General features: G+C 50.3%; 21 protein-coding genes. 15 read left to right on the top strand and 6 right to left on the bottom strand.

Going from position 1 to position 23,993, the window contains the following annotated elements; genetic code table 11:
• Positions 1-182: 182 nt before the first annotated feature.
• From FP827_06100 to rseP, 12 genes are all read left to right on the top strand, one after another.
• Positions 183-812, top strand: a complete 630-nt coding sequence (locus tag FP827_06100; protein ID MBA3052639.1) for a nucleotide exchange factor GrpE — start codon at positions 183-185, stop codon at positions 810-812.
• 131 nt (positions 813-943) lie between these two features.
• Complete coding sequence (gene dnaK / locus FP827_06095; protein MBA3052638.1) at positions 944-2,896, top strand: molecular chaperone DnaK; 1,953 nt, start codon at positions 944-946, stop codon at positions 2,894-2,896.
• Positions 2,893-4,005: a molecular chaperone DnaJ gene (gene dnaJ, locus FP827_06090; GenBank protein ID MBA3052637.1), complete on the top strand. Its 1,113-nt coding sequence runs from the start codon at positions 2,893-2,895 to the stop codon at positions 4,003-4,005. Before dnaK ends, dnaJ begins: the two co-directional genes overlap by 4 nt.
• A complete protein-coding gene (locus tag FP827_06085) occupies positions 4,002-4,679 on the top strand; it encodes a 16S rRNA (uracil(1498)-N(3))-methyltransferase (protein MBA3052636.1) in 678 nt (225 codons plus the stop codon). Before dnaJ ends, FP827_06085 begins: the two co-directional genes overlap by 4 nt.
• A gap of 13 nt (positions 4,680-4,692) precedes the next feature.
• Entirely contained in the window at positions 4,693-4,878 is a 186-nt protein-coding gene (gene rpmI / locus FP827_06080) for a 50S ribosomal protein L35 (protein MBA3052635.1), read from the top strand.
• Between the two features lie 22 nt (positions 4,879-4,900).
• Positions 4,901-5,692, top strand: coding sequence for a 30S ribosomal protein S2 (gene rpsB, locus FP827_06075; protein MBA3052634.1), 792 nt, complete (start codon positions 4,901-4,903; stop codon positions 5,690-5,692).
• Between the two features lies 1 nt (position 5,693).
• Entirely contained in the window at positions 5,694-6,287 is a 594-nt protein-coding gene (tsf, locus tag FP827_06070) for an elongation factor Ts (protein MBA3052633.1), read from the top strand.
• 104 nt (positions 6,288-6,391) lie between these two features.
• On the top strand, positions 6,392-6,934 hold the full coding sequence (locus FP827_06065; protein MBA3052632.1) for a ribosome recycling factor: 543 nt from the start codon (positions 6,392-6,394) through the stop codon (positions 6,932-6,934).
• Positions 6,931-7,608, top strand: coding sequence for a di-trans,poly-cis-decaprenylcistransferase (gene uppS, locus FP827_06060; GenBank protein MBA3052631.1), 678 nt, complete (start codon positions 6,931-6,933; stop codon positions 7,606-7,608). The genes FP827_06065 and uppS overlap by 4 nt, the downstream gene beginning before the upstream one ends.
• Complete coding sequence (locus FP827_06055) at positions 7,608-8,429, top strand: hypothetical protein (GenBank protein MBA3052630.1); 822 nt, start codon at positions 7,608-7,610, stop codon at positions 8,427-8,429. Before uppS ends, FP827_06055 begins: the two co-directional genes overlap by 1 nt.
• Positions 8,426-9,559, top strand: coding sequence for a 1-deoxy-D-xylulose-5-phosphate reductoisomerase (locus FP827_06050; protein ID MBA3052629.1), 1,134 nt, complete (start codon positions 8,426-8,428; stop codon positions 9,557-9,559). Before FP827_06055 ends, FP827_06050 begins: the two co-directional genes overlap by 4 nt.
• Positions 9,523-10,641, top strand: a complete 1,119-nt coding sequence (rseP, locus tag FP827_06045; GenBank protein MBA3052628.1) for an RIP metalloprotease RseP — start codon at positions 9,523-9,525, stop codon at positions 10,639-10,641. The genes FP827_06050 and rseP overlap by 37 nt, the downstream gene beginning before the upstream one ends.
• Positions 10,642-10,719: 78 nt before the next feature.
• On the opposite strand, the gene FP827_06040 is transcribed toward rseP, so the two are convergent.
• Both FP827_06040 and FP827_06035 read right to left on the bottom strand, forming a co-directional pair.
• Complete coding sequence (locus FP827_06040) at positions 10,720-13,131, bottom strand: hypothetical protein (protein ID MBA3052627.1); 2,412 nt, start codon at positions 13,129-13,131, stop codon at positions 10,720-10,722.
• Positions 13,132-13,652: 521 nt separating this feature from the next.
• Positions 13,653-14,291, bottom strand: coding sequence for a class I SAM-dependent methyltransferase (locus tag FP827_06035; GenBank protein ID MBA3052626.1), 639 nt, complete (start codon positions 14,289-14,291; stop codon positions 13,653-13,655).
• Positions 14,292-14,378: 87 nt separating this feature from the next.
• Between FP827_06035 and FP827_06030 the strand changes: the two genes are divergently transcribed.
• The 3 genes from FP827_06030 (at position 14,379) to FP827_06020 (ending at position 18,212) form a co-directional block, all read left to right on the top strand.
• Entirely contained in the window at positions 14,379-15,152 is a 774-nt protein-coding gene (locus FP827_06030; GenBank protein ID MBA3052625.1) for a PD-(D/E)XK nuclease family protein, read from the top strand.
• Positions 15,145-17,334: an ATP-dependent RecD-like DNA helicase gene (locus FP827_06025; GenBank protein ID MBA3052624.1), complete on the top strand. Its 2,190-nt coding sequence runs from the start codon at positions 15,145-15,147 to the stop codon at positions 17,332-17,334. The genes FP827_06030 and FP827_06025 overlap by 8 nt, the downstream gene beginning before the upstream one ends.
• Positions 17,335-17,516: 182 nt before the next feature.
• The gene (locus FP827_06020) at positions 17,517-18,212 is read left to right on the top strand and encodes a hypothetical protein (protein ID MBA3052623.1); all 696 of its coding nucleotides are present in this window, start codon (positions 17,517-17,519) and stop codon (positions 18,210-18,212) included.
• Between the two features lie 2 nt (positions 18,213-18,214).
• On the opposite strand, the gene FP827_06015 is transcribed toward FP827_06020, so the two are convergent.
• The 4 genes from FP827_06015 to FP827_06000 all read right to left on the bottom strand — a co-directional run.
• Entirely contained in the window at positions 18,215-18,382 is a 168-nt protein-coding gene (locus FP827_06015; GenBank protein MBA3052622.1) for a tetratricopeptide repeat protein, read from the bottom strand.
• A gap of 30 nt (positions 18,383-18,412) precedes the next feature.
• On the bottom strand, positions 18,413-19,030 hold the full coding sequence (locus FP827_06010) for a hypothetical protein (GenBank protein ID MBA3052621.1): 618 nt from the start codon (positions 19,028-19,030) through the stop codon (positions 18,413-18,415).
• A gap of 110 nt (positions 19,031-19,140) precedes the next feature.
• Positions 19,141-20,739 (bottom strand): tetratricopeptide repeat protein, encoded by a 1,599-nt coding sequence (locus tag FP827_06005; protein ID MBA3052620.1) that lies wholly within the window; start codon positions 20,737-20,739, stop codon positions 19,141-19,143.
• Positions 20,610-23,993 (bottom strand): hypothetical protein (locus FP827_06000; protein MBA3052619.1); only part of this gene is annotated, 3,384 nt, incomplete at its 5' end. The genes FP827_06000 and FP827_06005, both read right to left, overlap by 130 nt.

The following is a 23,993-nucleotide window of genomic DNA, read 5'->3' as shown; positions in this document are numbered from 1 at the left end:
TGCCAGAGCCATCTTCCCGAAAACTACGGTGATCTAACGGTCGTGATATCCGATTTCAATATAAACGGCAAACGCTATATCTGCGGTGTGCTGGGTTCCAAATACATGGATTACATGCGCGTCCTGCCGCTGGTCAAAGGCACGGCCGGCGAGATCGCGAAATATCTTACGGAGGTTTTCTGATGATGAACGATAAACATAAAGCGCACGGCAAAGAACAGGAAAAAGCTGATATACAAACAACAGAGGAAGAAGAAAGCTCTCTGACCTGCGAGGCAAAAGAAAAGATAGAAGAGCTCAAACTGCTATCCCTTTCGCTTAAACAGGAAAAGGAAAAAGCCGATAATTATTACAGCCAGCTCATCTCTCTGAAAGCCGAGTTTGACAACTACAGAAAACGCCTTGAAAAAGAATCCGCGCAGATGGCTTCTTACGGAAAAAAGAGCGCGATCAAAGAGTTTCTGCCCGTGATGGACAATGTACTGCGCTACGAAGAATCTTTGTCGGAGGGGGAGCCCGCGGATGTGGAAGGGCTGGAGCTGATAATCAAGGATCTGAAAAAAGCGCTCGTGTCATTGGGCGTCAGACAAATGGACTGTATGGGGAAGGAATTCTCCCCCCACATCCATGAGGCCGTGTTCAAGGAAAAAACCAACGATTTCAAAAACAACACGATCGTAAAAATAGTGGGCAACGGTTATTATCTCGGAGATGAGGTGATCAAACCGGCGATGGTCGCTGTGGCGGAAAATATGCCGGAAGAAGGATCCGAAGATGCCGGGGACGCATCAAATGACAGCAATGGCGAATAACAGGGCGCCGGCCGCGATGAATAAAGAGCGGCGACCAAGCCCGAAGGGCGAGGGAAAGGCACGGGCGCGATGATGAGTGATAGCTTTTTATGGAATGTAACGAAAGAGAATGTTAAGAGGAGGAAAATAAAATGGCGCATGTTTTAGGTATTGATTTAGGCACGACAAATTCCTGTATGGCGGTGATGGAGGGCGGGAAGCCTTCCGTTATACCGAACGCGGAGGGCGCGAGGACGACACCCTCTATCGTGGCTTTCACGGAGAAAGGCGAAGAGCTGGTGGGAATGCTCGCCAAAAGACAGGCTATAACAAATTCCGAAAGAACCGTGTTCTCGATCAAAAGGTTCATGGGCAGAAAGCTCGCCAGCAGCACGATAAACGAAGACAAAAAAAATGTTCCCTACCAGCTCACGGAAGCTTCCAACGGAGATGTGCGCGTGCGCATAAAAGGCAGGGACTACAGCCCTCCGGAAATTTCCGCCAAAATTCTGACAAAGATGAAAAAAGACGCCGAGAGCCATCTGGGCGAAACCATAACGGAGGCCGTGATCACCGTTCCCGCCTATTTTAACGACTCCCAGAGGCAGGCGACAAAAGAGGCCGGAGAAATAGCGGGCCTTAAAGTTTTAAGGATAATAAACGAACCCACGGCTGCGGCGCTCGCCTACGGCATGGACAAGAAAAAAAACGAACTGGTCGCTGTTTATGACCTCGGCGGCGGCACCTTTGACATATCAATCCTTGAGATAGGCGAGAGCGAGGGGGCCTTCACCATAGAGGTGCAGTCCACCAACGGCGACACGCACCTGGGCGGAGACGATTTTGACCACATCATCATCAACTGGCTTTGTGACGAATTCAAAAAAAGCAGCGGGGTGGACCTTAAAAACGACAACATGGCTCTTCAGAGGCTGAAAGAGGCCGCGGAAAAAGCCAAGTGCGAACTCTCAACGGCGCTCGAGAGCGAAATCAATCTGCCCTTTATCACGGCGGACGCGTCGGGGCCTAAACACCTGAGCATAAAACTCACCCGCTCAAAACTCGAACAGTTAACAGGCGATCTCGTCCGCAAAACGATGGAACCCTGCAAAAAGGCTCTCTCCGACGCGAAAGTGAGTGTCGGCGACATCAAGGAAGTCATACTTGTCGGCGGCCAGACACGCATGCCCATGGTGCAGGAGGAAGTGAAAAAATTCTTCGCAAGAGAACCCCACAAGGGCGTCAATCCCGACGAAGTCGTCGCTCTCGGAGCCGCCATACAGGCCGGCATCGTCAAGGGCGATGTCAAAGACGTGCTTCTTCTGGATGTCACGCCGCTGTCGCTGGGCATAGAGACGATGGGGGGCGTGTTCACAAAACTCATAGACAGGAACACCACCATACCCGTCGGTAAAAGCCAGATCTTCTCAACGGCCTCGGACAATCAGCCCGCCGTCACGGTGCATGTCCTGCAGGGTGAGCGACCCATGGCCAAAGACAACAAGTCTCTCGGCCAGTTTGAGCTCTCCGGCATACCGCCGGCGCCCAGAGGCGTGCCCCAGATAGAGGTGAAATTCGACATAGACAGGGACGGTATCCTGAAAGTCAGCGCCCAGGACAAGGCCACGGGAAAATCGCAGGACATCATAATCAAATCCTCTTCCGGCCTGAGCGAGGAAGAGGTGGAGAAGCTCACAAAAGAAGCGAAAGAGCACGAAGAGGAAGACAACAGGAAGAAAAAAATAATAGAAGCGAGGAACGAACTTGACAACCTTGTTTATTCCGTCGAAAAAAGCATCGGAGAGTTCGGTGATAAAGTGTCCGCCGAGCAGAAGTCCGGCATAGAAAAAGCGGCCGCAGACGCCAAGGATGCCCTCAAAACCGACGATGTCGAAAAAATGAGCGCGGCCAAAGATGTCCTTGAAAAAGCATCCCACGCCCTGGCCGCGGAAGCATACAAAAAGACCTCCTCGCAAGAGCAGCCCAATGCCGGAGACGAAGCGGGCGCATCTGATGCCGGGCAGGATAACGGCCCCGGGCAAAAAGACAATGTCGTTGACGCTGAGGTTGAAGAAGACAATGACGCTAAAGACGGTAATAAATGACGGAAAAAAGGGACTACTATGACATCCTGGGCGTAGCGCGTGACGCCGCCGCCGCGGATATAAAATCGGCCTACCGCAAGCTGGCCTTGAAACATCACCCCGACAGGGTCGGGGAAAGTGAGAAAAAAAGCGCCGAGGAAAAATTCAAAAAAATATCCGAGGCATACGCCGTCCTGTCGGATCCGCAAAAAAGGCAACAGTACGACAGGTTCGGCCACGAGGGTATTGACAGCCGCTACAGCCAGGAGGATATTTTCAAAAACGCTGATTTCGGGGATTTCGCCGATATTCTGCGCAGCGCTTTCGGGGGCGGCACGGGAGGTTTTTCTTTCGGCGGAGGAAGAGGCCGCGGAGGCGCCCAGGCGGGACAGGACATAGAAACCCGTATGGTCATAACGCTGGAAGAAGCGTTTACCGGGACAGAAAAAGAAATAACTTACTCGCGGGCAAAAAAATGCGACGCCTGCGGAGGGTCCGGGGCCAAGCCCGGCACCAAGGCCTCGACCTGCCCGCTGTGCAGAGGAAGAGGAGTTGTGACCGAAGGAAGTTTCATCTTTTCCATGCAGAGGCCCTGCCCCGAATGCGGCGGGCGCGGCCAGATAATAAAACACAAATGCCCTTCATGCGCCGGACACGGTCTCGTAAAGAAAAAAGAAAACCTGAAAGTAAAAGTGCCGAAGGGTGTTGTCTCCGGCACATCGCTGAGGGTTAAAGAAAAGGGTTATGAATCGCCGCAGGGCATTGCCGGCAATCTCTATGTGCTGATAGAGGTGCTGCCCCACAAAGATTTTGAAAGGCGCGAAAGTAACCTGTACACCAAAATAGCAATTCCCTTCCCTGTGGCGGTTCTGGGAGGAACGATAAAAGCGCAGGCCATCAACAAAACGGTGCAGATGAAGATCCCGCCGCACTGCCCTGACGGGCAGGTCTTCCGGCTCCGCGGCTACGGGATGCCGCACCTCAACGCCGCCTATTCCGGCGATCTTTTCGTGACGGTGGTGATCCATGTGCCTAAAAAGGTGCCGGCGAAAGCGAAAAAACTTCTTGAAGACTACATGAAGATAATGGAAGAAGAGCAAACACCCTTTTATAAAAATCTTTTTGAATGACACAGTTTTATGTTCCTTCCATAGACGGGGGATTACCGGGCGATGTTGCCCATCACATTGTCAATGTGCGGAGATTCAAAACAGGGGATATCATAAGCATATTTGACGGCAGGGGCCATTCCGCGAAAGCGCGTATAGAGAAAATCTCCAAAAATCCCGCGCGCGCGGAAATAAGCGTGCTGGAAAAATTCACCCACGCCGCTCCGGAAAAAGAAATACGCCTGTTTATCGCGCTGATAAAACCGCCGGCCTTTAAAACCGCCATACAGAAATGCACGGAACTCGGAGTGACCAGGATAAGCCCGCTGCGAACCGCGCGCTCCGCCAGACAGACGGTAAATCGCGAACAAATGGAAAAGATTATCCTAAACGCCTGCGGGCAATGCGGAAGACAGTATGCTCCCTCACTTGACGAAGTCGAAGATTTTTTGATAGGTATTAAGGAATATTCGCAGGATGGCTCTCGCGGTTTTATACTTTTAGAGGGCCGCGAGCCTTTGAAAATCCGTGAAAACACGCAAAATATAGCAATTTTCGCGGGACCCGAGGGCGGGTTTACAGATGGTGAAATAGAGTCCGCTGAAAAAGCGGGACTCGCGCCGGTTTCCGTGGGGGACAACACTCTCCGCAGCGAAACCGCGGTTATTGCCGCTTTGGCGAGAGCAGGAGGATAAATTGCAGAAAAAGATTAAGAAGAAAACCCACAGGGGAGCCGCTAAAAGATTCAGGGTCACCGCCAGCGGCAAAGTGAAGAGAGCCCACGCCTCAAAAAGCCATCTTAACGGCGGAAAGCGGCGAAAAGAGCTCAGGCATCTGAAGAAAAAAGATTATGTGGACAGTACACAGGCAAAACTGATCCGTTCAGTTATATAAAAGGCGCAGGAGGAAAAGGAAAATCATGGAAATAAATGCAAAGAAGCTTCTCGAAGCGGGATCTCACTTCGGTCACAGAAAAAACAAGTGGAACCCCAAGATGAAAAAATATATTTACACGGTGCGCAACAGCATCCACATAATAAACATAGAAGACACCATCAAATTATTGCAGGATGCTCTTGATTTTGTGCAGAAAACCGTCGCGGACGGCGGCACAATACTTTTTGTCGGCACGAAGAAACAGGCACAGGCGGCTATTGAGGAAGAGGCCCAGAGATGCGGAATGCCTTATGTCTCCCACAGATGGTGGGGCGGCCTTTTTACCAATCTGCCGCAGATAAACGACAGTATCGCCAAATACAAAGAGCTTGAAGAAAATATAGAGACCTACGCCCGTCACAAAAAAATGTACGCGAAGATGATGCGCAAACTTGAAAAAATGCACCGGGACCTGAAGGGCCTGAGGAATTTTTACGAACTTCCAGCGGCCGTTTTCATCGTGGATCCGCACATGGAAGACATCGCCGTCCATGAAGCCAGATTGCTGAACATACCCATCATCGCGCTCCTGGACACAGACTGTAATCCCGATCTGATAGATTACCCTATCCCTGCAAATGACGACGCCATAAGAAGCGTTAAGCTCATAACGGCCCTGATGGCGGACGCCGTGCTCGAGGGAAAGGGCGTACCTGTGGCATCCGACGACGCTGACCTCGCGGCGAAAAAAGAAGCTGCCCCTGAAACAGGCGCTGAAAACACTGAACCCGGTGCGGCGAAGCTCGACGACGCAACAGCGCTGGAGATTTAAAATGGAAATAACAACAGATTTGATAATGACACTGCGGAAACGCACAAACGCCGGTATTATGGACTGTAAAAACGCTCTCAAGGAAGCCGACTGTGATATAGACCGGGCCGGCAAAATACTCAGAGAAAAAGGCATACTTAAAATGCAGGCGCGCCAGGACAGGCTCAGTGATGAAGGGAGTATCTATTCTTACATCCATCCCGGCGGCAAAGTCGGCGTGATGGTGGAGATAGCGTCCGAGACCGATTTCGTCGCCAAAAGCGATGACTTCACAAATCTGCTGAAAGAAACCGCGCTCCAGATCGCCGGAATGAAACCCTCATACATACAGAAAGAAGACGTGTCGGAGACCGTTCTTGAAGAGGAAAAGAAACTCCTCCTTAAGGATCTCGACCTCTCAAAAAAACCGCCGGAAATGGCGGAAAAAATCGTGGAAGGCAAGCTCTCCAAATTCTATGAAAGCGCCTGTCTGCTTGAACAGCCCTATTTCCGGGACGAAAAAGTAAAATTCAAGAATTACTTCAATGGCGCCGCCGCTTCTTTCGGCGAAGCCGTAAAAATAACCCGCTTTACCCGATACGAAATCGGACAGTGAAACCGGCTGAGCAGATATGCCCGAACGCTTCGGCGGGGTCGGACACAGGGGAAATGCGCTGAAAAACCGATATGGCTCAGGGGCGCTGAAAGGAGGCACACAAAATGCTTGAATTCCAGAAAGACGCTGAAAAAATCGTAGAAAATCTGAAAGAAGAACTCGGCAAGATAAGGACCTCCCGGGCCTCGGAAGGGATACTGGACACCGTAACGGTGCCGTATTACGGGCAGGAATCGCCCGTCAAAAACTGCGCCGCCATCAACATACCCAATGCCAAAACCATAGAGATCCATCCCTGGGATGTCAAGATGACCCAGGTGATAGCCACCGCTATTTTAAAAGCAAACATAGGTTTCACCCCCCAGGTGACAGGCAACATCGTGCGGCTCTCCATGCCCCCGATGACAGGCGAAAGGCGCGAGCAGGTCTCAAAAATAGTGGGCAGCATCTGCGAAGAACACAAAGTGAGCATCAGAAATCTCCGGCGGAAAAAATTGAGCGAGCTCAACGCTCAGGAGTCTGAGAAAGCGATCTCAAAAGACCAGCTGCGCTCTTCGGAAAAAGATCTGCAGAAATGTGTCGACAATATCATACGAACGCTTGGCGAAATACGCTCAAAAAAAGAAAAAGAAATAATGAGCGAATGATCCCCCGACACATAGCCATCATAATGGACGGCAACGGCCGCTGGGCAAAAGAAAAAAAACTCCCGCGCGTGAAAGGTCACGCCGCCGGGGCGGAAGCCGTCCGCCGGACGGTGGAGGCCTGCCGGGCGATGGGGGTTAAGTGGCTCACCCTTTACGCCTTCTCTACGGAAAACTGGAAGAGGAGTAAAACGGAGATCAATTTCCTCTTTTCTCTTCTTGGTAAATTTCTCGCCGGCGAAGAAAAAAACATGCTGAAAAACGGGATAAGATTTAATGCGATCGGCGACCTGTCCGAGCTGCCGGCGGCTCTTGTAAAAAAAATAACGGCTCTGAAAAAAATAACCGGCGAACTCGACGGACTCACCCTCACGCTCGCCCTTAATTACGGCTCCCGGGATGAGATAATCAGGGCCGTTAAAAAACTTCTGGCAGCCAGGCCGTCAGGTGATGTCGAAAAAACTTTTGAGGATGCGCTCGACACAAAAGGCATGCCCGACCCGGATATCATCATACGCAGTTCCGGCGAGATGCGGCTGTCCAATTTTCTCCTTTACCAGGCCGCTTATTCGGAATTATATTTTACAGGCACTCTCTGGCCGGATTTCGGAAAAGACGAGATACAAAAAGCCGTCAAATCTTATTCCTCCAGGAACAGACGGTTCGGGGGTTATTGATGAAGCAGAGGCTACTGACGGCGGCGGTTGTTATACCCGTGATCCTGGCCTTTATATGGGTGGGGACACTGCCCTTTTTTATAATGGCGGCCGCCATTCTGCTGATCGCCCAGTGGGAATTTTACAGCATCACCGCATCCGGTCAGTTATCGCCTCAAAAAGCCCTCTGCCTTCCAGCGGGTTTTTTAATCCTCGCCGCCGCTTATCTGCGCTCGTCAAATATGCTGCTTTCGAGCCAGAAAGGGATCCCCGCCTTAGTGCTGACTTTCACGCTCGGCGCCCTGCTGATAGGTCATCTTTTCGGAAAAAACATAAGATATTTTATTGAATCCCTCGGCGTATCGCTGGCTGGTTTATTTATGATCCCGTGGCTGGGGAGTTACTTTATCCTCCTAAGGGACATCGCGCCTTACGGCAGGGAATATTTCCTCCTGATGATAGGCGGTGTGTGGATCGTGGATACCGCCGCTTATATCGCCGGGTCAAAATACGGCAGGAAAAAACTCGCCAAAACAATAAGTCCCAACAAAACAGTCATGGGCTTCATCGCCGGGGTAATCGCTGGGGTGGCTTTCGCGTTTGTCTGGGATATTTTCGCCCGGATACAATTTCTCAATGCCCTGGATCTCGTTATCATGGGCATCATTATCGGCATAGCCGGCCAGATGGGCGATCTCATAGAATCAATGGTCAAGCGCGCCGGCCTGGTCAAGGACAGCGGCATCTTATTCCCCGGTCATGGCGGGGCCTATGACAGGATAGACAGCCTTCTGACGGCGGCTCCCTGCCTTTACTACTACATCATACTCTTCGTACGATGAAGAAAACGCCGCCAAAAAATATCTGTCTCCTGGGCTCCACCGGTTCCATTGGCCGGCAGGTTCTGGAGGTTGCGGGGCGGAGTAGGAATTTCAGGATAGTTTCAATGTCCGCGCATTCCAACACGAAACTTTTCGCCGAACAGATGAGAAAATTCAAACCCGAAAAAGCCTGTATAACTGATCAGGCCTCGTTTGAAAAATACCCTCGTCCGCTAGCGGGCGCGGCAAAAATACTTCCTCCGGACAAATTGAGTTCCCTGTGCACGGACAAAAAAACGGATCTTGTCATCGCCGGATCTTCGGGAAGCTCCGCCCTCATCCCCATACTGGAGGCTCTTTCCAAAGGTAAAACCGTCGCCCTGGCCAACAAAGAGCCCATAGTCATGGCAGGGGACATTTTAACCGCGGCCGCTAAAAAACACGGAGGAAAGATAATCCCTGTGGATTCCGAGCACAGCGCGATTTTTCAATGCATGGAAAATTCGAAAGTCACGCCGGAAAAAATATATATAACAGCTTCCGGCGGGGCTATCCTCACAGCCTCCGGAAAGAAAATAACGCCCGGATTCATACTCGCGCATCCTATATGGAAAATGGGTAAAAAGATAACCGTGGATTCTTCCACAGGCATGAACAAGGGCCTTGAGGTGATCGAAGCCCATCACCTTTTCTCCATGGATTTTTCCAGGATCGCGGTGCTGCTGCACCCCAAGGCGCTGATACACGGAATGATTGAATTTGCCGACGGCAGTGTGAATGCATATCTTTCCATGCCCGATATGAAAATACCCATAAGCTACGCCCTGCATTACCCCCAAAAACAGAAAATGCGCAATCTGATGAATTTCACAAAACTGGATATGACGCTGGAAAAATATCCCGCAGGGAAATTCATATGTTTCGGCCTGGCGCTTGATGCCGGAAAAAAAGGCGGGCTGTATCCGGCCGCTCTTGTAGGAGCCAATGAAACAGCGGTAAAAGCTTTTCTCGATGAACGCATTCCCTTCGCGCGCATTGCTCCCATTATCAGGAAAACGCTTTCTGAAACGCCGAAAATGCGCTACAATATCCCCAATGTGCTGCGTGTTGAGAAATGGGCGAAAGGCCGCGCGGAAAAACTTATAAAATGAATATTGGATCGATCTTAACGCGGCTTGGCGGGATCTTTACGGGCGCCAACATCCTGGATTCCGTTTACATACTGCTGGCTATCAGCCTTGTCATAATCATACACGAGGCCGGCCATTATTCCGCGGCGAGGATAATAGGCGTTTATGTTGAGAAATTCTCTCTCGGATTCGGGCCGGTTCTCATCAAAATAAAAAGAGAGACCGAATTCCTCTTATCCCTGATACCCCTGGGAGGTTATGTCAAAATGCGGGGGGAACACCCTTTTGAAACCGCAGAACTCTCCTCACCCGACGGATTTTTCTCAAAAAGCCCTCTGCAGAGGATTTTTGTCGTCGCCGCGGGACCTGCGGGAAATTTCATCCTCGGTTTTTTGATATTCTTCATCACGACCTGGGCGGGCGGAAAACTTATCATACAGAACCTGGCGAAAACGGGAAATATACTCGACGGCAGCCCCGCCCAAAGTGCCGGGTTAAAACCCGGGGACAGGATAGTCTCGATAGACGGCCGGGCAATGGAAAAATGGGACGACCTTGTTTCCGCCATTCACCCCAGCGCCGGAAAAGACTTGCTGTTTATTATTGAACGGAACGGAAAGCGTTTTGAAAAAACCATAATCCCCGCACTGGACAAACAGACGGGAACGGGACTCATCGGCATCAGCGCCCCTTACGCCCGCTCCCCCATCGCGCCGCACAGGGCATTCCTGACAGCCGCCGACAGGAGCGCCGGCATCGTAATAATGACCGCGAGATTTCTCGTGATGACAATAGCGGGAAAAGTCAAGGCAGAGGTCACGGGTCCGGTGGGGATAGCCTCAATAATGAAAGACACCCTCTCCCAGGGATGGATAGCCTTTTTTGAACTCACGGCGCTCTTGAGCCTCAACCTCGGCCTGATAAACCTCTTCCCCATTCCCATTCTTGACGGCGGGCATGTGGTCATATTCGCGTGGGAAGGAATCACAAAAAAATTCCCGTCGGAAAAAACTTACGGCATCCTGCAAACGATAGGTATGGCTTTCCTGCTCATTGTGATGCTCGCGGCCACACGAAGCGACCTGATCCGCATCTTCGGTTAACGGAGACTGTTCCAGGGCATATGAGGTTCGCCGATAATTCTTTTCGCCAATTAGGTAACAAAAGTCAACCCCCCGCGCCTATTTAATGACCGCTATCTTGCCTTTGGCGGAACCAATATCTGACCTCAGGAAATAATAATATACTCCTGAGGCCGCGGGGCGTCCGTATTTGTTTTTGAGCTCCCAGTCGGCTCTCATGGAAGAATTTAATGTCACTATTCCCTCACCCTCGCGCAGAAGCGCCACTTCCTCGCCCACAAGATTATATATGCTCACAGACGGACGCGAGCCCAGGGGAATGTTTGATATATGAAGGATCCCCGACCGCACGGGATTGGGCCAGCAATAAACCATAGTCAGGCCGGGCGCTGAACGCGAAACAGCCGTCTGCACCCTTGTATAGAACACGGCATCCGTTGTGTTCATCAGAAGGTCAAAATTGATTATGTGATCGCAGGGACAGAGCTCCGAAACGCTGAAGCGAAAGGGCGAGGAAACATTTGAGGCGCTGGCGAGCGGAGCTATATCGCCGTAATAGGCGTAGCTTGATAAAACCGTCACATAGGGGTCGTTCGTGCTGACGGACGCGCTCACATTCAAAGTGTCCGTTGATTTAAGGTTTTTAAGTTCGACAACAAGCTCGGTGGATGCGCCGGGGCTCACATGGCTCGCCGTGGATAAATTCAGCAGATATGAAACAAAATCCAACTGCTTTTCCGAAGGAAGAACCATCGCGGGATCGCCCAGCAGGTTCAGCGAATACTCTATCCACCGATAGGGATTATTCTGGTCTGATACATCCGTGGCGGCGGGAATAAAATCTATCTTGCTCTTCGCGAAAGCCTCGCCCAGACGCGTCATTCCCTGATCGAACAGAGCGTCGTAGAAAGCCACCATCAACTCGCCGCTGTATTTTGTAGCGTCATTCTCATCAAACCAGCCATAGCGCGCATTGCCCATGAAGGCGCTCCCGCCGCCTGAGCCTTTGACAAAATACTCTCCTATGCAGTCGCTGCTGTCAAACGCCCCAGCATAACAGCCTATGGACGAGACAACAAATGGCTTTGCGTTGGAGAGTGAAGAAACATTTAAATTGTTAAATACAGGGTCAAGCGAGGCGGTCAAGCCGTGGCCGGCGTGATTGAGAAAATCTATCCCTTCATTGATCTCATTTATGGCGGCTGCCGCTGATAGCGTGCCTTCACTCGTATATAATTCCTCAATCTCAAAATCATCGGGCGTCTGATCTTTGACCTCCCCCGGGCCCGTCATAAGATCTTTACCGTCCAAATCGGGTAAACCGGTTGGATCATCTTTAATCAGCCAATCGGCGATAAGAAGCTCCCTAAAATTATTCCTCAGCGGATAATATATTGCCTTCCTGACAAAGTTATCCGCTTCTTCAACATTACTCACAGGAGCCCTTCCTATATAAACGCCGGGCATAAAATTAACCCCGTCAGCCCATTCACCATAAACGCCGTCGCCGTCTTTATCCCAGCTTGATGTTGATGTGTCGGCATAGTAGAGATCGCAGGGGATATTGCCGTCAATATAATCGGCAAGGGCGTTTCTTGTAAGGGCGGAACCTGTCACTCTGGCGTAAACGCCTCTGGCGGGAATGATTTCGGTATCTCCGCCGAGGAGCACATATCTGACGCCGCTGTCACAGTAATCCTTTATACAGGCCTTTATTTTCGCCTGGGTGTCCGCCCCGGGGTAAGAAATCTCTATCTCCGCTACCGTTATGGTGGAGCAGTTAAAGTTTGAAGAATGGCTCTCCAGCAGCGCCTGAAAAGAAGGCATGAGGGTGTTATTCGTTATGAGCAGGTAGCCCTCCGGAGCCGAGGGCAGAGCCGCCGCTATCCTGTCCGAACCCGGCGCAAAAGACGAAACAAAACGCCTGTCCGAAGATGACACGGCGTCCGTACCATGCACTTCGCCGGCAAGGTTTATCCTGAATACAACTTTTTTAATGTGTGTGAGTTTTCCCGAAGGCGGGTCATATTCCGCGGCCTTGAGCGAAAAAGCGGCAAAATGCGCTCCTCCGCGTTCCTGAACAGAATTGAGCTTCAGCAGTTCTGATTCTCCCGGCAGGGAGGCCGGAACGCCTGAAGACCGCGGCAAAGCCTTTGAGGCGCCCGCGCTCATAGGCCTTGGAAGGCCAACCTCTCTCAGCTTAAAACTTCCCGCGACGGGAGCTCTTTCAACGCTGATGATCTCAAAAGAAGGCACGGCGCGGGCCCGGCCAAGGGCGACAAAAAAATTTCTTACAGGCAGAGCCGCCGAGCCTCGCGAAAAAGTGCCGGAACATCCCCGGCTCTTCACAATGTCAAAATCGCCCCTTCGCGTTATTTCAAGAGCCGCGGTCTCAACCGAACACTCCAGAACGCCTCCGCCAAGGCTCTTCACGCTCACGGCCGCAAAAGCGTTATCAAAGCACACGGCAGCACACAATAGTGCAAGAACAAACTGAAATTTTTCTCTCATTACCAAAATTATATAAAATCACTCTCAAAACGCATAATTTGTTCTGGGGTCAGGTCTTGACATTAGACATCGGGAGAGGAGGCGCCCCGTGAATAGTGCCTTTCCTCATTGCCTTCACCTGCTTTTTTATCTACAATATGCTCAGAATTCGGTTCAAGTTAGCAATTTTAGCGGAGGTAAACAAAATGGCAGAAGGAAGATGCATGAAGTGCAAGAAAAACGTTGAGATCAAGAGCCCTGAGGATGTGGTCATGAAGAACGGCATGAAGGCCATCAAAGGCTTGTGCGGCGTTTGCGGAACAAAGGTTTTCAGAATAGTCGGAAAAGCCAAATAACTTTTCTTAATTTTTAAATTAAAACAAGGCGAAATCGGATCAAAATCCGGTTTCGCCTGTTTTTTTTATCCGTATTTCCCTTTTTTCCCGATTACGAGCACAAGCCCTAATCTCTGATTATGAGAACTACCGGTCAATAGTCGCTTCATAGTCCGGCATCCGGCCCACATTCCTTCCCCTTTCAGTTCAGCCATTTTTTTTCATGACGAAAAAACAGGGTTCCTTAAACAGTATGGTCTTCATGCCCGTTTCCAAAGCTATATATGACAGAGATTCCCGGGAATAAAATGAAATGTGCGTGATATCGAGGCGGTACCACCAAAGAGCAAAATCCTCTTTTGTAAGAAACATCGTCCTTCCGGCGAAAATTCCGCCGGGTTTCAGAATATCCGCTATGATCCGAATATCCGATAAAGGACATTTCATGTGCTCTATCACCTCAACGGCCGTGACAATGCCGTATTTTCCCGGATCAAAATCTGCAGCGGGCGCGAAAAAGGGGTCATATATGTCAACTTTATACCCCATCTTCTCTAAAATACCGGCAAGAACCGGCTCCGGTCCGGAGCCGTAATCTAGCGCCGGGCCGGGGGCATGAGCGAAAGGCGCGACACAGATCTTTATGAATTCCTCAAGCATTTTAGTGTAACCGGCATCGCCCTGGTCATTCGTGTGCTTGAGATAGCGCTCTTTCTCGTCCTGGCGGGAAACAACTTTAGTCCTGTTAAGAAAGACAAAACCGCAGTTTTCACAGACGAAATAATGAGGCGCTGAAGAATACGGGGCCGCCTTACCTCCGCAAAGAGCGCATTTAGGGCAATTCATATGTATATTTTATCAAATAAGGGCACGGCCACAAATTAAGACAAAATTTCTATATCAATTTTCAGCGTTTTTTTATAAAATTGAGAAATGGCAACAGACATCAAACCGGTGGAACTCAAAAGCGTCTCCGCTTCAAAATTGCGGCTGTATCTTCAATGCCCGCGGCGCTACTATTACGCTTACGGTGAAGGCATTTTCCAGGAGGAAAACCCGGCCACGCGTTTCGGCTCATACATACACGCGGTGATAGAGGATTACTGCAAAGCTCTGGTCGCGGCCGGAGTGAGCCGGGACATGGAGAAACTTTACTCCGCTGCGAACTCCCGCAAAAAAGAATTCCCGGGAATCCCAGAAACCGGAGACCTGTCTTTTTTTGAAGCGGATGTCTTCCTCAACCGCTTCGCCTCAAAAGAGATAAACCCGGAAACGCTGTATGCCGTTGAAAAAGCTTTTGACATCCCTTTTTATGACAACGAAAAAGTGAGTCTCACCGGGCGTATAGACAGAATGGACATCATCTCCGGAAAAGACATCAGCGCGCTGCACATAATAGACTACAAAACCGGAAAGAACGAATTGAGCGAAGAAGAACTGAAAGCGGACATACAGATGAAGTTTTACATATGCGCGGCTTTTCTCCTCTACAGAAAACACCACAAAAATATCCGCTTCACCCTCGCATATCTGCGGGACGGCAATGAGCTGAGTTTTGAAACATCCCAGCCGGAAATATTCTGCGGTGAAATAGAATGCCTGATACGAGAGCTCGCCTCGGACAACTCTTATGTCAAACGCCCGGGGCCCCTGTGCAGGCACTGCCCCGCCATCAAAATATGCAAGCCGGAGCTGAAGAATGAATAACGCCCCTGATAAAGCGCAGCTGAATTTTGATTTCCTGACCGACAGAGAAAAAAATTACGCCGAGGTGAGCGGCGAGATCAAAAACATAATATACGCAAACCCGGACACCGGGTGGAAAGTGGCCCAGGTGCTGACCGCAACTAAAAAAGAGGCGAAGATCTGCGGCTACCTGCCGGGTATAAAAACAGGCGATATGATCCATGCCCGCTGCACGAAAACCTCGCATCCGCAATTCGGAGAGAGCTTCCAGATCGACGAATTCTACAGGGAACTCCCCTACCAGAAAGAGGGCGTTATAAAATTCATGATGTCCTGTATTGACGGCGTCGGGGAGCAGATGGCCGAAAGAATAGTGAAAAAATTCAAAGACAAGTCCCTGGAAATACTTGAGGAAAATCCCGAAAAGCTGCTTGAGGTGGAAGGCATCAGCGAAAAGCTTCTGGAAAAAATAAAAAAAAGCTCCTCCTCAATAAACACCAGCGTCAAAGAACTCATACTCATAGGTTTTTCGCCGAAGTGGGCCAGCCGCATCTACTTGAAATACGGCGCGGAGGCAGCCTCTCTTATCAAGAAGCGCCCATACAGGCTGATACGCGATTTCAAAGGCATAGGTTTCAAAAAAGCCGAGATCATAGCCGGCAATGTCGGTGTGGGGAAAATGGACTCCGAGCGTATCGCGGCCGGCATATATTTCTCGATCAACACAATTCTTCAGAAAACAGGCCACAATTTCCTCTACCTCAACGAGGTCGTTCGCTCCGCGTCAAGACTCCTTGAAATACCCCGCGCGTGGGCGGAATCAGAAACGCTTTCCAACAAGGGCCTCGTCATAGAAAACGACATGGTGTACCTTCCCAGGTATTACGAGGCCGAAAACGCCGTAGCCGAAAGAATAGCGGAAAAAATAAAGCTCCCCGTGTTTGAAGTGAAAAATTTTTATGACCTTATAAAAGGAATAGAATCGGAGGTGAAGATCAACTTCTCGCCCGACCAGATAGAGGCTGTGAAAAGAGCCCTTTCCAATCCCATGACGGTTATAACAGGCGCCGCTGGCACAGGAAAAAGCACGCTCTGCGTAGGGCTGCTGGCGCTGCTGGATAAACTCGGAAAAACCTATGCTCTATGCGCGCCGACGGGAAAAGCGGCCAACAAGATTGAAAATCTCACGGGTAAAAGTGCGTCTACAATTCACCGCCTTTTCAAATACTCTCCGGCCGACGGCTTCCGCGTTAACTCTGAAGAACCTCTTGAAAAAGATTATCTGATCGTTGACGAGGCCTCAATGGTGGATATACTCCTCCTTCAGGCGCTCTGTGAAGGCGCGGGAAAGAACACCCGGATCGTTTTCATCGGAGACCCCTATCAGCTGCCTCCGGTGGACGCGGGTAATTCCCTGCAGGCGCTGGTCGGGAGCTATTCCATATCCCAGATAATGCTCCCCGAGGTGTTCCGCCAGAAAAAAGAATCCACCATCCTCAAAAACGCCTCTATGATAAACATGGAGAAGGCCTTCCCTATGACCAACGCCGACGATTTTGAGTTCATAGACACAGGCTCGCCCGAGGAAATGATCAAAGCCCTGTATTCCTCCATAGACAAACTCAAAAAGGCGGGTTATCACCCTATAAAGGACATAAACATACTGACCCCTCTCAATAAAGGGGGCGGCGATATTTCAGTTTCCAACCTGAACATACGCCTCCGCGACTGGCTGAACCCCGCCTCGGAGGAAACTTCATTCCTCGTCCACGACAGGGAATTCCGTGTAGGCGACAAAGTGATGCAGAGGAAAAACGATTACGACCTGGATATATACAACGGCGACATAGGCATCATCACCGATGACACGCACAGCGAAAACCGCGTGACGGTGGATTTTGACGGAAAAGAAAAAAGCATTCCCTATTCAAGGATGGACAACATCACTCTCAATTACGCGATGACCGTGCACAAATCCCAGGGCAGCGAATCCAGGGCGGTGATATTTCTGGCCACCCGGAGCGGCTGTTATTTTCTGCTGAACAAAAACCTTTTTTATACGGCCATCACCCGCGCCAGGGAAAAACTCATAATGATCATGCCCTACGAAGTCGTTAAAATGGCCGTCGGCTACAACATCCGGCGGCAGTCGTTCCTTTCGCGCCGCATACAGAAACTTGTCATGGGCCGCGAAAAAAACTGAAATAATTAAAACCAGTCGGAGTTATAACTACTGCTTTTTGGTTCAAGATGGGCGGTGGCAGGGGTTGACCCGCCTTCGCGGCGAAAACTTCGCGGCAAAAGGTTGACAGTCATTGCGGATTTTGTTCAAATTAAAAAGTGCGACAGTGAAATTAATTCCAAACGCATTATAAAGGGGGATTTATGAAATATTATTTTCTCACCGTCATGTTCATGCTGATTACCCTTACCACCGGAATTTTTTGCCAAGAACCCGATGAAATTATCTTCGAGGACGAATCATCCATCAGCAATTTTGAAATGACAATATCTTCAGAGGAATATATAAACAATAACTATGTCGCCCACAGTCTGGGTTTCAAAATTTCAAAGCCGGAACAATGGTCATTTGCTCCTCAAGGCCAAATAAAAAAAGGGCGCGAAATGGTGAGAAAAAAATCCGTAAAAAGCGATATTGACCTTTCCGAAATATGGCAACCACTGACAAGCATTTCCAGATATCCTGTTGGCAAACCTGTCGACTATAATCCCAAAATTACAATATCAGTGCTCGATTTAGAAATGTGGCCAGGCATAGAAAATTCTTATGATGCCGCAAAATCAAATCAGCTCCGCAAAAAAAGCAAAAAGCACAAAGGCAAAATAAAAAAAGTCTCAACCATTAAGGAAATAACTGTAAACGGAAAAACCTGCGCATTTTTCGAATACGATCGTAAAAGAAAATATCGCGGTGAGAAAAAGACGTTTCACTATCTTGCGGCAAGTTTTGTACATAATGAAAAACAATTTTCCATAATCTGTAAATCTCTGAAAAAGGATTTTAAAAACCTGCGCAAAGATTTTCTTGAAACAATTCAGACTGTCAAATTTAAAGATTAACGTTATTTACTGTCAATCAAACTTTGGGCTTTGTTGATTTTCTGTTTTGAGAGTTCGTGGGCGGGATTTATTTTGAGAACTTCCTGCCATTCGGCTATCGCCTCTTCATATCTGCCCTGTTTGTAAAGTTCCGTGGCTTTGTTGAAATGCGCGCCGGCTTTCGCCTTCAGGTTTTAAAAAATATTAAGGGCACCTTTTTTCTATTTTATTGATTCGGGAATATATTCCGGCGGACAGAAAATACCTTCTTTTGTCATTATAAGCGCGGCTTCCTGATTGCGGGGGGCTTTGCCTGAATTCATGTGGAGCACCTGCACAATAAAACGGTCTAGACCGGATTCGGCCTCGGGCGAATAATTACAAACAAAAGAAGCGTCAATTTCTTTGGTTTCGCCTTTATTTACTTCCACATCCACGATTTCAGTATCTTTTAGGCGAAAACCATTAGTGCCATCGGTGTTCAGACAGTAGGCCAGAGTCGCCACTCTTATTTTTGCTTTTGAGCGGGGACCTTTATTCGTAACAATAACTTTCACCGGCACTTTCATACCAAAAAAATAAAGAGGGTATGTTCCCCTGTATTCCGACGGATATATTTTGGCCTCTTTGATTTCGTAGCCGTAAAATTTATAGGTTATACCTTCTGCGTCAGTCACCGTTTCGCCTCGCGCTCCGGAAAATTGAATATCAACGCCTATCTGTTTCTGCTCGCCTTTATGCTGTCCCGCCGCTGAAAGTCCGTCGGGGCAAGTTAACAAAACACCGCCTGCCAAAAAACAGGCCACCGAAAGAAAATTGAGTTTTTGTCGAGTATGCATTTTTCAAATACCTCCTTTACCCCGGGAAATTAATTCATCCCCTTTTTTCCTCTTTTACGCTTCTGAAAAATATTTTTCCAAATTTTCATTGCTCATTATATCGTATTTCGTTATTTAGTGTCAATCAAACTTTGGGCTTTGTTGATTTTCTGTTTTGAGAGTTTGTGGTCGGGATTTATTTTGAGAACTTCCTGCCATTCGGCTATCGCCTCTTCATATCTGCCCTGTTTATAAAGTTCTGTGGCTTTGTTGAAATGCGCTCCGGCTTTCGCCTTCTCCGCGGGTGTCATGCGCGCAGGAGCCGACGGCGGCGGCGGCGCGGGCGCGCCTAAAATCTCTTCTTCCATCCTTTTGATTTCGGCGTCCATGTCAGAAGTTGTTTCCGCCTCGTCGGTGGCCCCGGCTTTTTTGGTTGGCGGCTGCGCTTTTTTGATCGCGGCAGGCGCCGGATCGGGAACAGCGGGAACAATATCATCCGGATAAATTTCTGATATCTTCTCAGCGACAGGTGCTGTATCATCAGGCCGTGTCTCCACGCGCTCGAACGGGACAGGAGCAGGTTTGGAAACAGCGGGTTTAACATCTTCCGGATAAGCGTCTTCGGATTTCAGGTCCGGCACGGCGTCTGAGCGTCTGACAGGCACCTTGATTCCGTCCATATTTTTCGGCAGCACCTGTTCTCTGGGCGGAGAAAAGCGGAAAACCATCTGAATGCGGTGAGAGCCCGAATTGTCCTGAATTTCAAGGGGCAGCGAAAAAGAATAATCCAGCCCCACACTCCTGTCCTCAACGACGAAACTCGCCCCCATGTTAAGCGCCGTCACGCTGTATCCGCAGCGCACGGCGAGAGTCTTATCCGCAAACCATGCTTCCGCTCCAAGACCCCAGCTCAGTTTATCACCCCAGTCCTGCGAGCGGTATATAAGATCCATACCGGTGAGAACATTCTGAAAAAAACCAAGTTCCGGCGCTTTTGCCGAGAAACCCATCCTGTAAATTGACGGCACCTCGTCTTCGTATTTTATTCCCAGATCTACTGGAATAATGTTTTCCGCGGACAGGCCCGCCGAGAAAGTCCCGTTCAGTTTGAACACGGCGCCCATGTCGGCGCTGAAACCCGAGGCGCTGTTTGAATCAAAAAATGGCTGCATTTCATGAGGCAGATTGTAAGAATGGCTCAAATATTTCAAACTGCCCCCGATGTCCGCGGAACCCCGTGAAAAAGCCCCGGAAAGCAAAAGGCTGTTCTCAAAATAAAGGCTTTGAGCGTTGAAACCGGAGTAAGCCATGCCCATCGTAAAAGAATCCTTTGGATACACAGCCGAAAACTGATAATACTTCCACTCAACGCCGCTGAGGCTCATATAAGGTTTGAAACCCATGAGCACGAACTCGGGGGAATCAAGCCCTCTTATGGCGGCGGGGTTATAGAAAAGCGACGACGCGTCGCCGCCGGAGGCGCAGAAAACGCCGCCCATACCTTCGGCCCTCGCCGACCAGCCGGGATTATAAAAGGCTCCGTGCGAATCTGTCGTTGAGAACACGCCCAAAATCGCAAGAGCTATGATTGTTTTCTTCATCATTTTACGATTATCACCGTGCCGTATTTCTTCTGCCCTGTCGCCGTCTGCGTCCTGTATATGTATGCCCCCGATTCCATTATATCCGACGAAGAGGAAGGCCTTGAATTGTTTTCCGTGCCGTACCATGTGTTTCCGTATATATCCACGGCCTTCCTTCCCCCCGGCGAGTATATTTCTATTTTCACAGCGCCGTCAAAGATAAGAGGATAATCCACCGACACAAAACCCGGTTTGCCGGGAATGATATTCGGGACCACCAGCACGCGGAAATCCCAGCCGCTTATGTCCGCGCAGAGTGAGGTTGTGCTGTAAGAGACGGGGGTGAAGATGTAGGGGCTTGAAGAAAGCGTCACGCTGTAATCGCCTGACGCGAGACCGCCGAAAACATAAAAACCCGCGGCATTAGAGACATAGCCGGCGGAGGAATCGCCGCCCAGAGAAACTGCCAGGCCCGGGATCACCGCCCCGTCACTGTCTCTCAGATAGCCCGAAATATCAAACACATTGTAAGTTGTCGCTATTATAATCACACCGCTGGAAATATCCCACTGACCGGCGTCATTGACGGAATAAACCGAGTAGGTGTAGCTGACAAAAGGCACGAGACCCGTGTCATAAAAACTTGTCTCGGAAGCGGAGGCCGTCACGGAGCTCAAAAACACCCCGTTCCTTTCTATGCGGTATTTCACCCCCGCAGAGGATGTCCAGTAAATCGTGGCCGTGTTTGTGGAAACAAGCGGAGGCGTGGCGGATGCCAACGGCGGGATCTGATAGGTGTACGGCGGAGAAAGGGCGCAGGCGGAGGATGCGGAAAAGCCGTTATACGAGCTCCAGGCCTGGACATAGATATTATAAGCCGTGTTGGGGGAAAGCCCCGTCTGCGACCAGAATGTCGTGTCAGCGGGAAGAGTGCCCAGCACAGAGAAATCAGTTGAGGAAAGTATCCTGTAACCGTCCTCATAAACGGCGTCCGTCCAATCCCACATAATGGAAGAAACCGTCGCCGGATAACCCGCGACGGTGGAAGGCGGAAGAGGCGTCGTTTTATCCGTTTTCACGGGGCCTGTCGAGGCGATGGCGGACGCCAGGCCGTCATTATTATATGCCCAGAGCCGGAACCAGTATGTCGTGTCCAGCCGGAGATCAGCGGCAACAGTCGTGCCGGAAATAAAATTATCCGCGATAGCGATAAATGTCGTTATGTTCAAAACAAAGTTATCCGTTGAACGCGACAGGGCGTATCTGGTGACGGGAGAATTTCCCGCGCTGTCCCATGCGAGTGTGACGGTAAAACTCCCGACGCTGATGACGCTGAAAACAGGTTCCGCGGCAAGCGTCCACGGCTCGTCGGCGGGGGAATTGCCTGAACCAGCCGGATTGAAGGCCTGGGCATACCTGTAATAAGATGTGTTGGGCGTAAGGCCCGTTTCAGTCCAGGAAGTGCTGCCGGCACCGAGTGTCTGTATAATGCCGCCGGTGGAGTTTCTGATATAGAAACCCGTTTCGTTATCAGAATCATCCGTCCAGTCCCAGCGAACGGACGAAGGAGAAAGAACGCTGCCCGCAAAACTTAAAGGCGCCGCCGTCGGCACAATGGGAGCGAATCCCGTCGCTTTATTTGACAGAGGCGACCAGTTGAGAGCCTCATCCGCCGTCCGGATGTAGAAATAATAAGTCGTCTGATTGTTCAATCCGGTTACGCTGTGAGCCGAAACAGTACCCCGCGCCACAGCCGTTGAAATATACCAGCTGTAATCCATTGTGCCCCAGACCTGCGCCGCATCCGACGAATATTTTATGAGGAACTGGCTGCCCGTTATTAAATTCCCCGTCGTGCCGTCATCGCCCGGAGTTGTCCACGACAGGTCTATTTCTCCCGGCAGCGCGCCCGTAAGGGCGTTGAGATCATTGACCGGAGCCGGAGCCGACGAAGACGCGAAAGTAAAACTCAAACTGTTTACGGCTGACGATGTGCCCGGCCACACGCCCCAGCCGAATCCGTCATACGCTTTTATCGCGAAATAATATGTCGTCCCCTCTCCCAGCCCCGTGAGAACATAGCTCTCAGCGGAAAGCGAAACCTGCGGCGTCCAGCTCTGCGCGTAAATATTTGTCCAGGATTCAGAGTAATCGGCGGAACTAATGTATTTTGTGGCGTATCTCACCTCATACGATGACGCCGTCCCCGTCGTGCCGTCGTCGCCGGGGGAAGTCCAGTTCAGCGTTATCTGACCGCCCAAACCCGTAGCGCCGGAAAGCGCCGTGAGGTTGCTGATATCCGACGGAGCCGTCAGATCGCATGTCACCGTGCTAATGGCTGTGTCATAGTCTGTCGGCGCATCGACGCCGTTAAAGGCCCTTACTTTGTACCAGTAAGTTGATTCCGCGCTAAGACCCGTGTCAGTATAACCAGGCGTTATATAATTATCCGCAAGATCTTTCAATGTTTCGGTGCTCGTGATAAAATTATCCGTTGAACGGAGTATCTCCCATCTCGTCCATGAAGGATTGCCGTTATTCGACCAGCTGAATGTAAGGCTGGACTGCCACACTGAAACAAAATCGGTGTTGAGCGGCGGATTCGCCAGTGTCCAGACAGTCGCCCCGTTTGAAAGAGCGCTCTCGCCCGCCGAATTGGTTGCTGTGACAACCCTGTAATAGGACGTGTTGGCCGTTAAAGTTGTCTCAAACCACCATGTGACATCCGCGGAAAGCTCCTGAAGAACAACAGAAGGCGCGCTGCCTGATTTCACCCTATACGCCATTTCGCCGGCGACATCATCCCAGTTCCATCTGATGCTTGAACTGGATAAGACTGTTCCCGTAAAATTCGCGGGCGCGGGGGGAATATCACTCGTATAGGAAGTCGTTTTGTTGGAGAGAGGCGACCAGTTCCCCGCCTCGTCCGATGTCTTTATGTAGAAATAATATGTCGTGGCATCTATCAGGCCAGTCACAGTGTGCGCTGAAAATGTTCCATTAGCGACAGCTGTTGATATGTACCAGCTGTAATCCATTGTGTCCCAGCTCTGCGAGGCGGCGGATGAATATTTTATGAGGAATTGACTGCCTGTTATTAAATTCCCCGTCGTGCCGTCATCGCCCGGCGTTGTCCACGACAGGTCTATCTCACCCGCCCCCGAGCCTGTCACGGCGTTCAAATCCGTCACAGCAGCCGGAGCCGAAGATGACGCGAAATTAAAATTCAACCTGTTTACGGCTGACGATGTGCCCGGCCAGACGGACCAGCCGAATCCGTCATGGGCTTTTACAGCGAAATAATATGTCGTCCCCTCTCCCAGCCCCGTGAGAACATAGCTCTCTGCGGAAAGAGATATCTGCGGCGTCCAGCTCTGCGCGTAAATATTTGTCCAGGACTC

The sequence above is a fragment of the Candidatus Omnitrophota bacterium genome, from assembly GCA_013791745.1.
In the GTDB taxonomy this organism is placed as follows: domain Bacteria; phylum CG03; class CG03; order CG03; family CG03; genus CG03.
The sequence above is the reverse complement of the archived record's forward strand: the minus strand, read 5'-3'. Positions and strand labels throughout refer to the sequence as shown.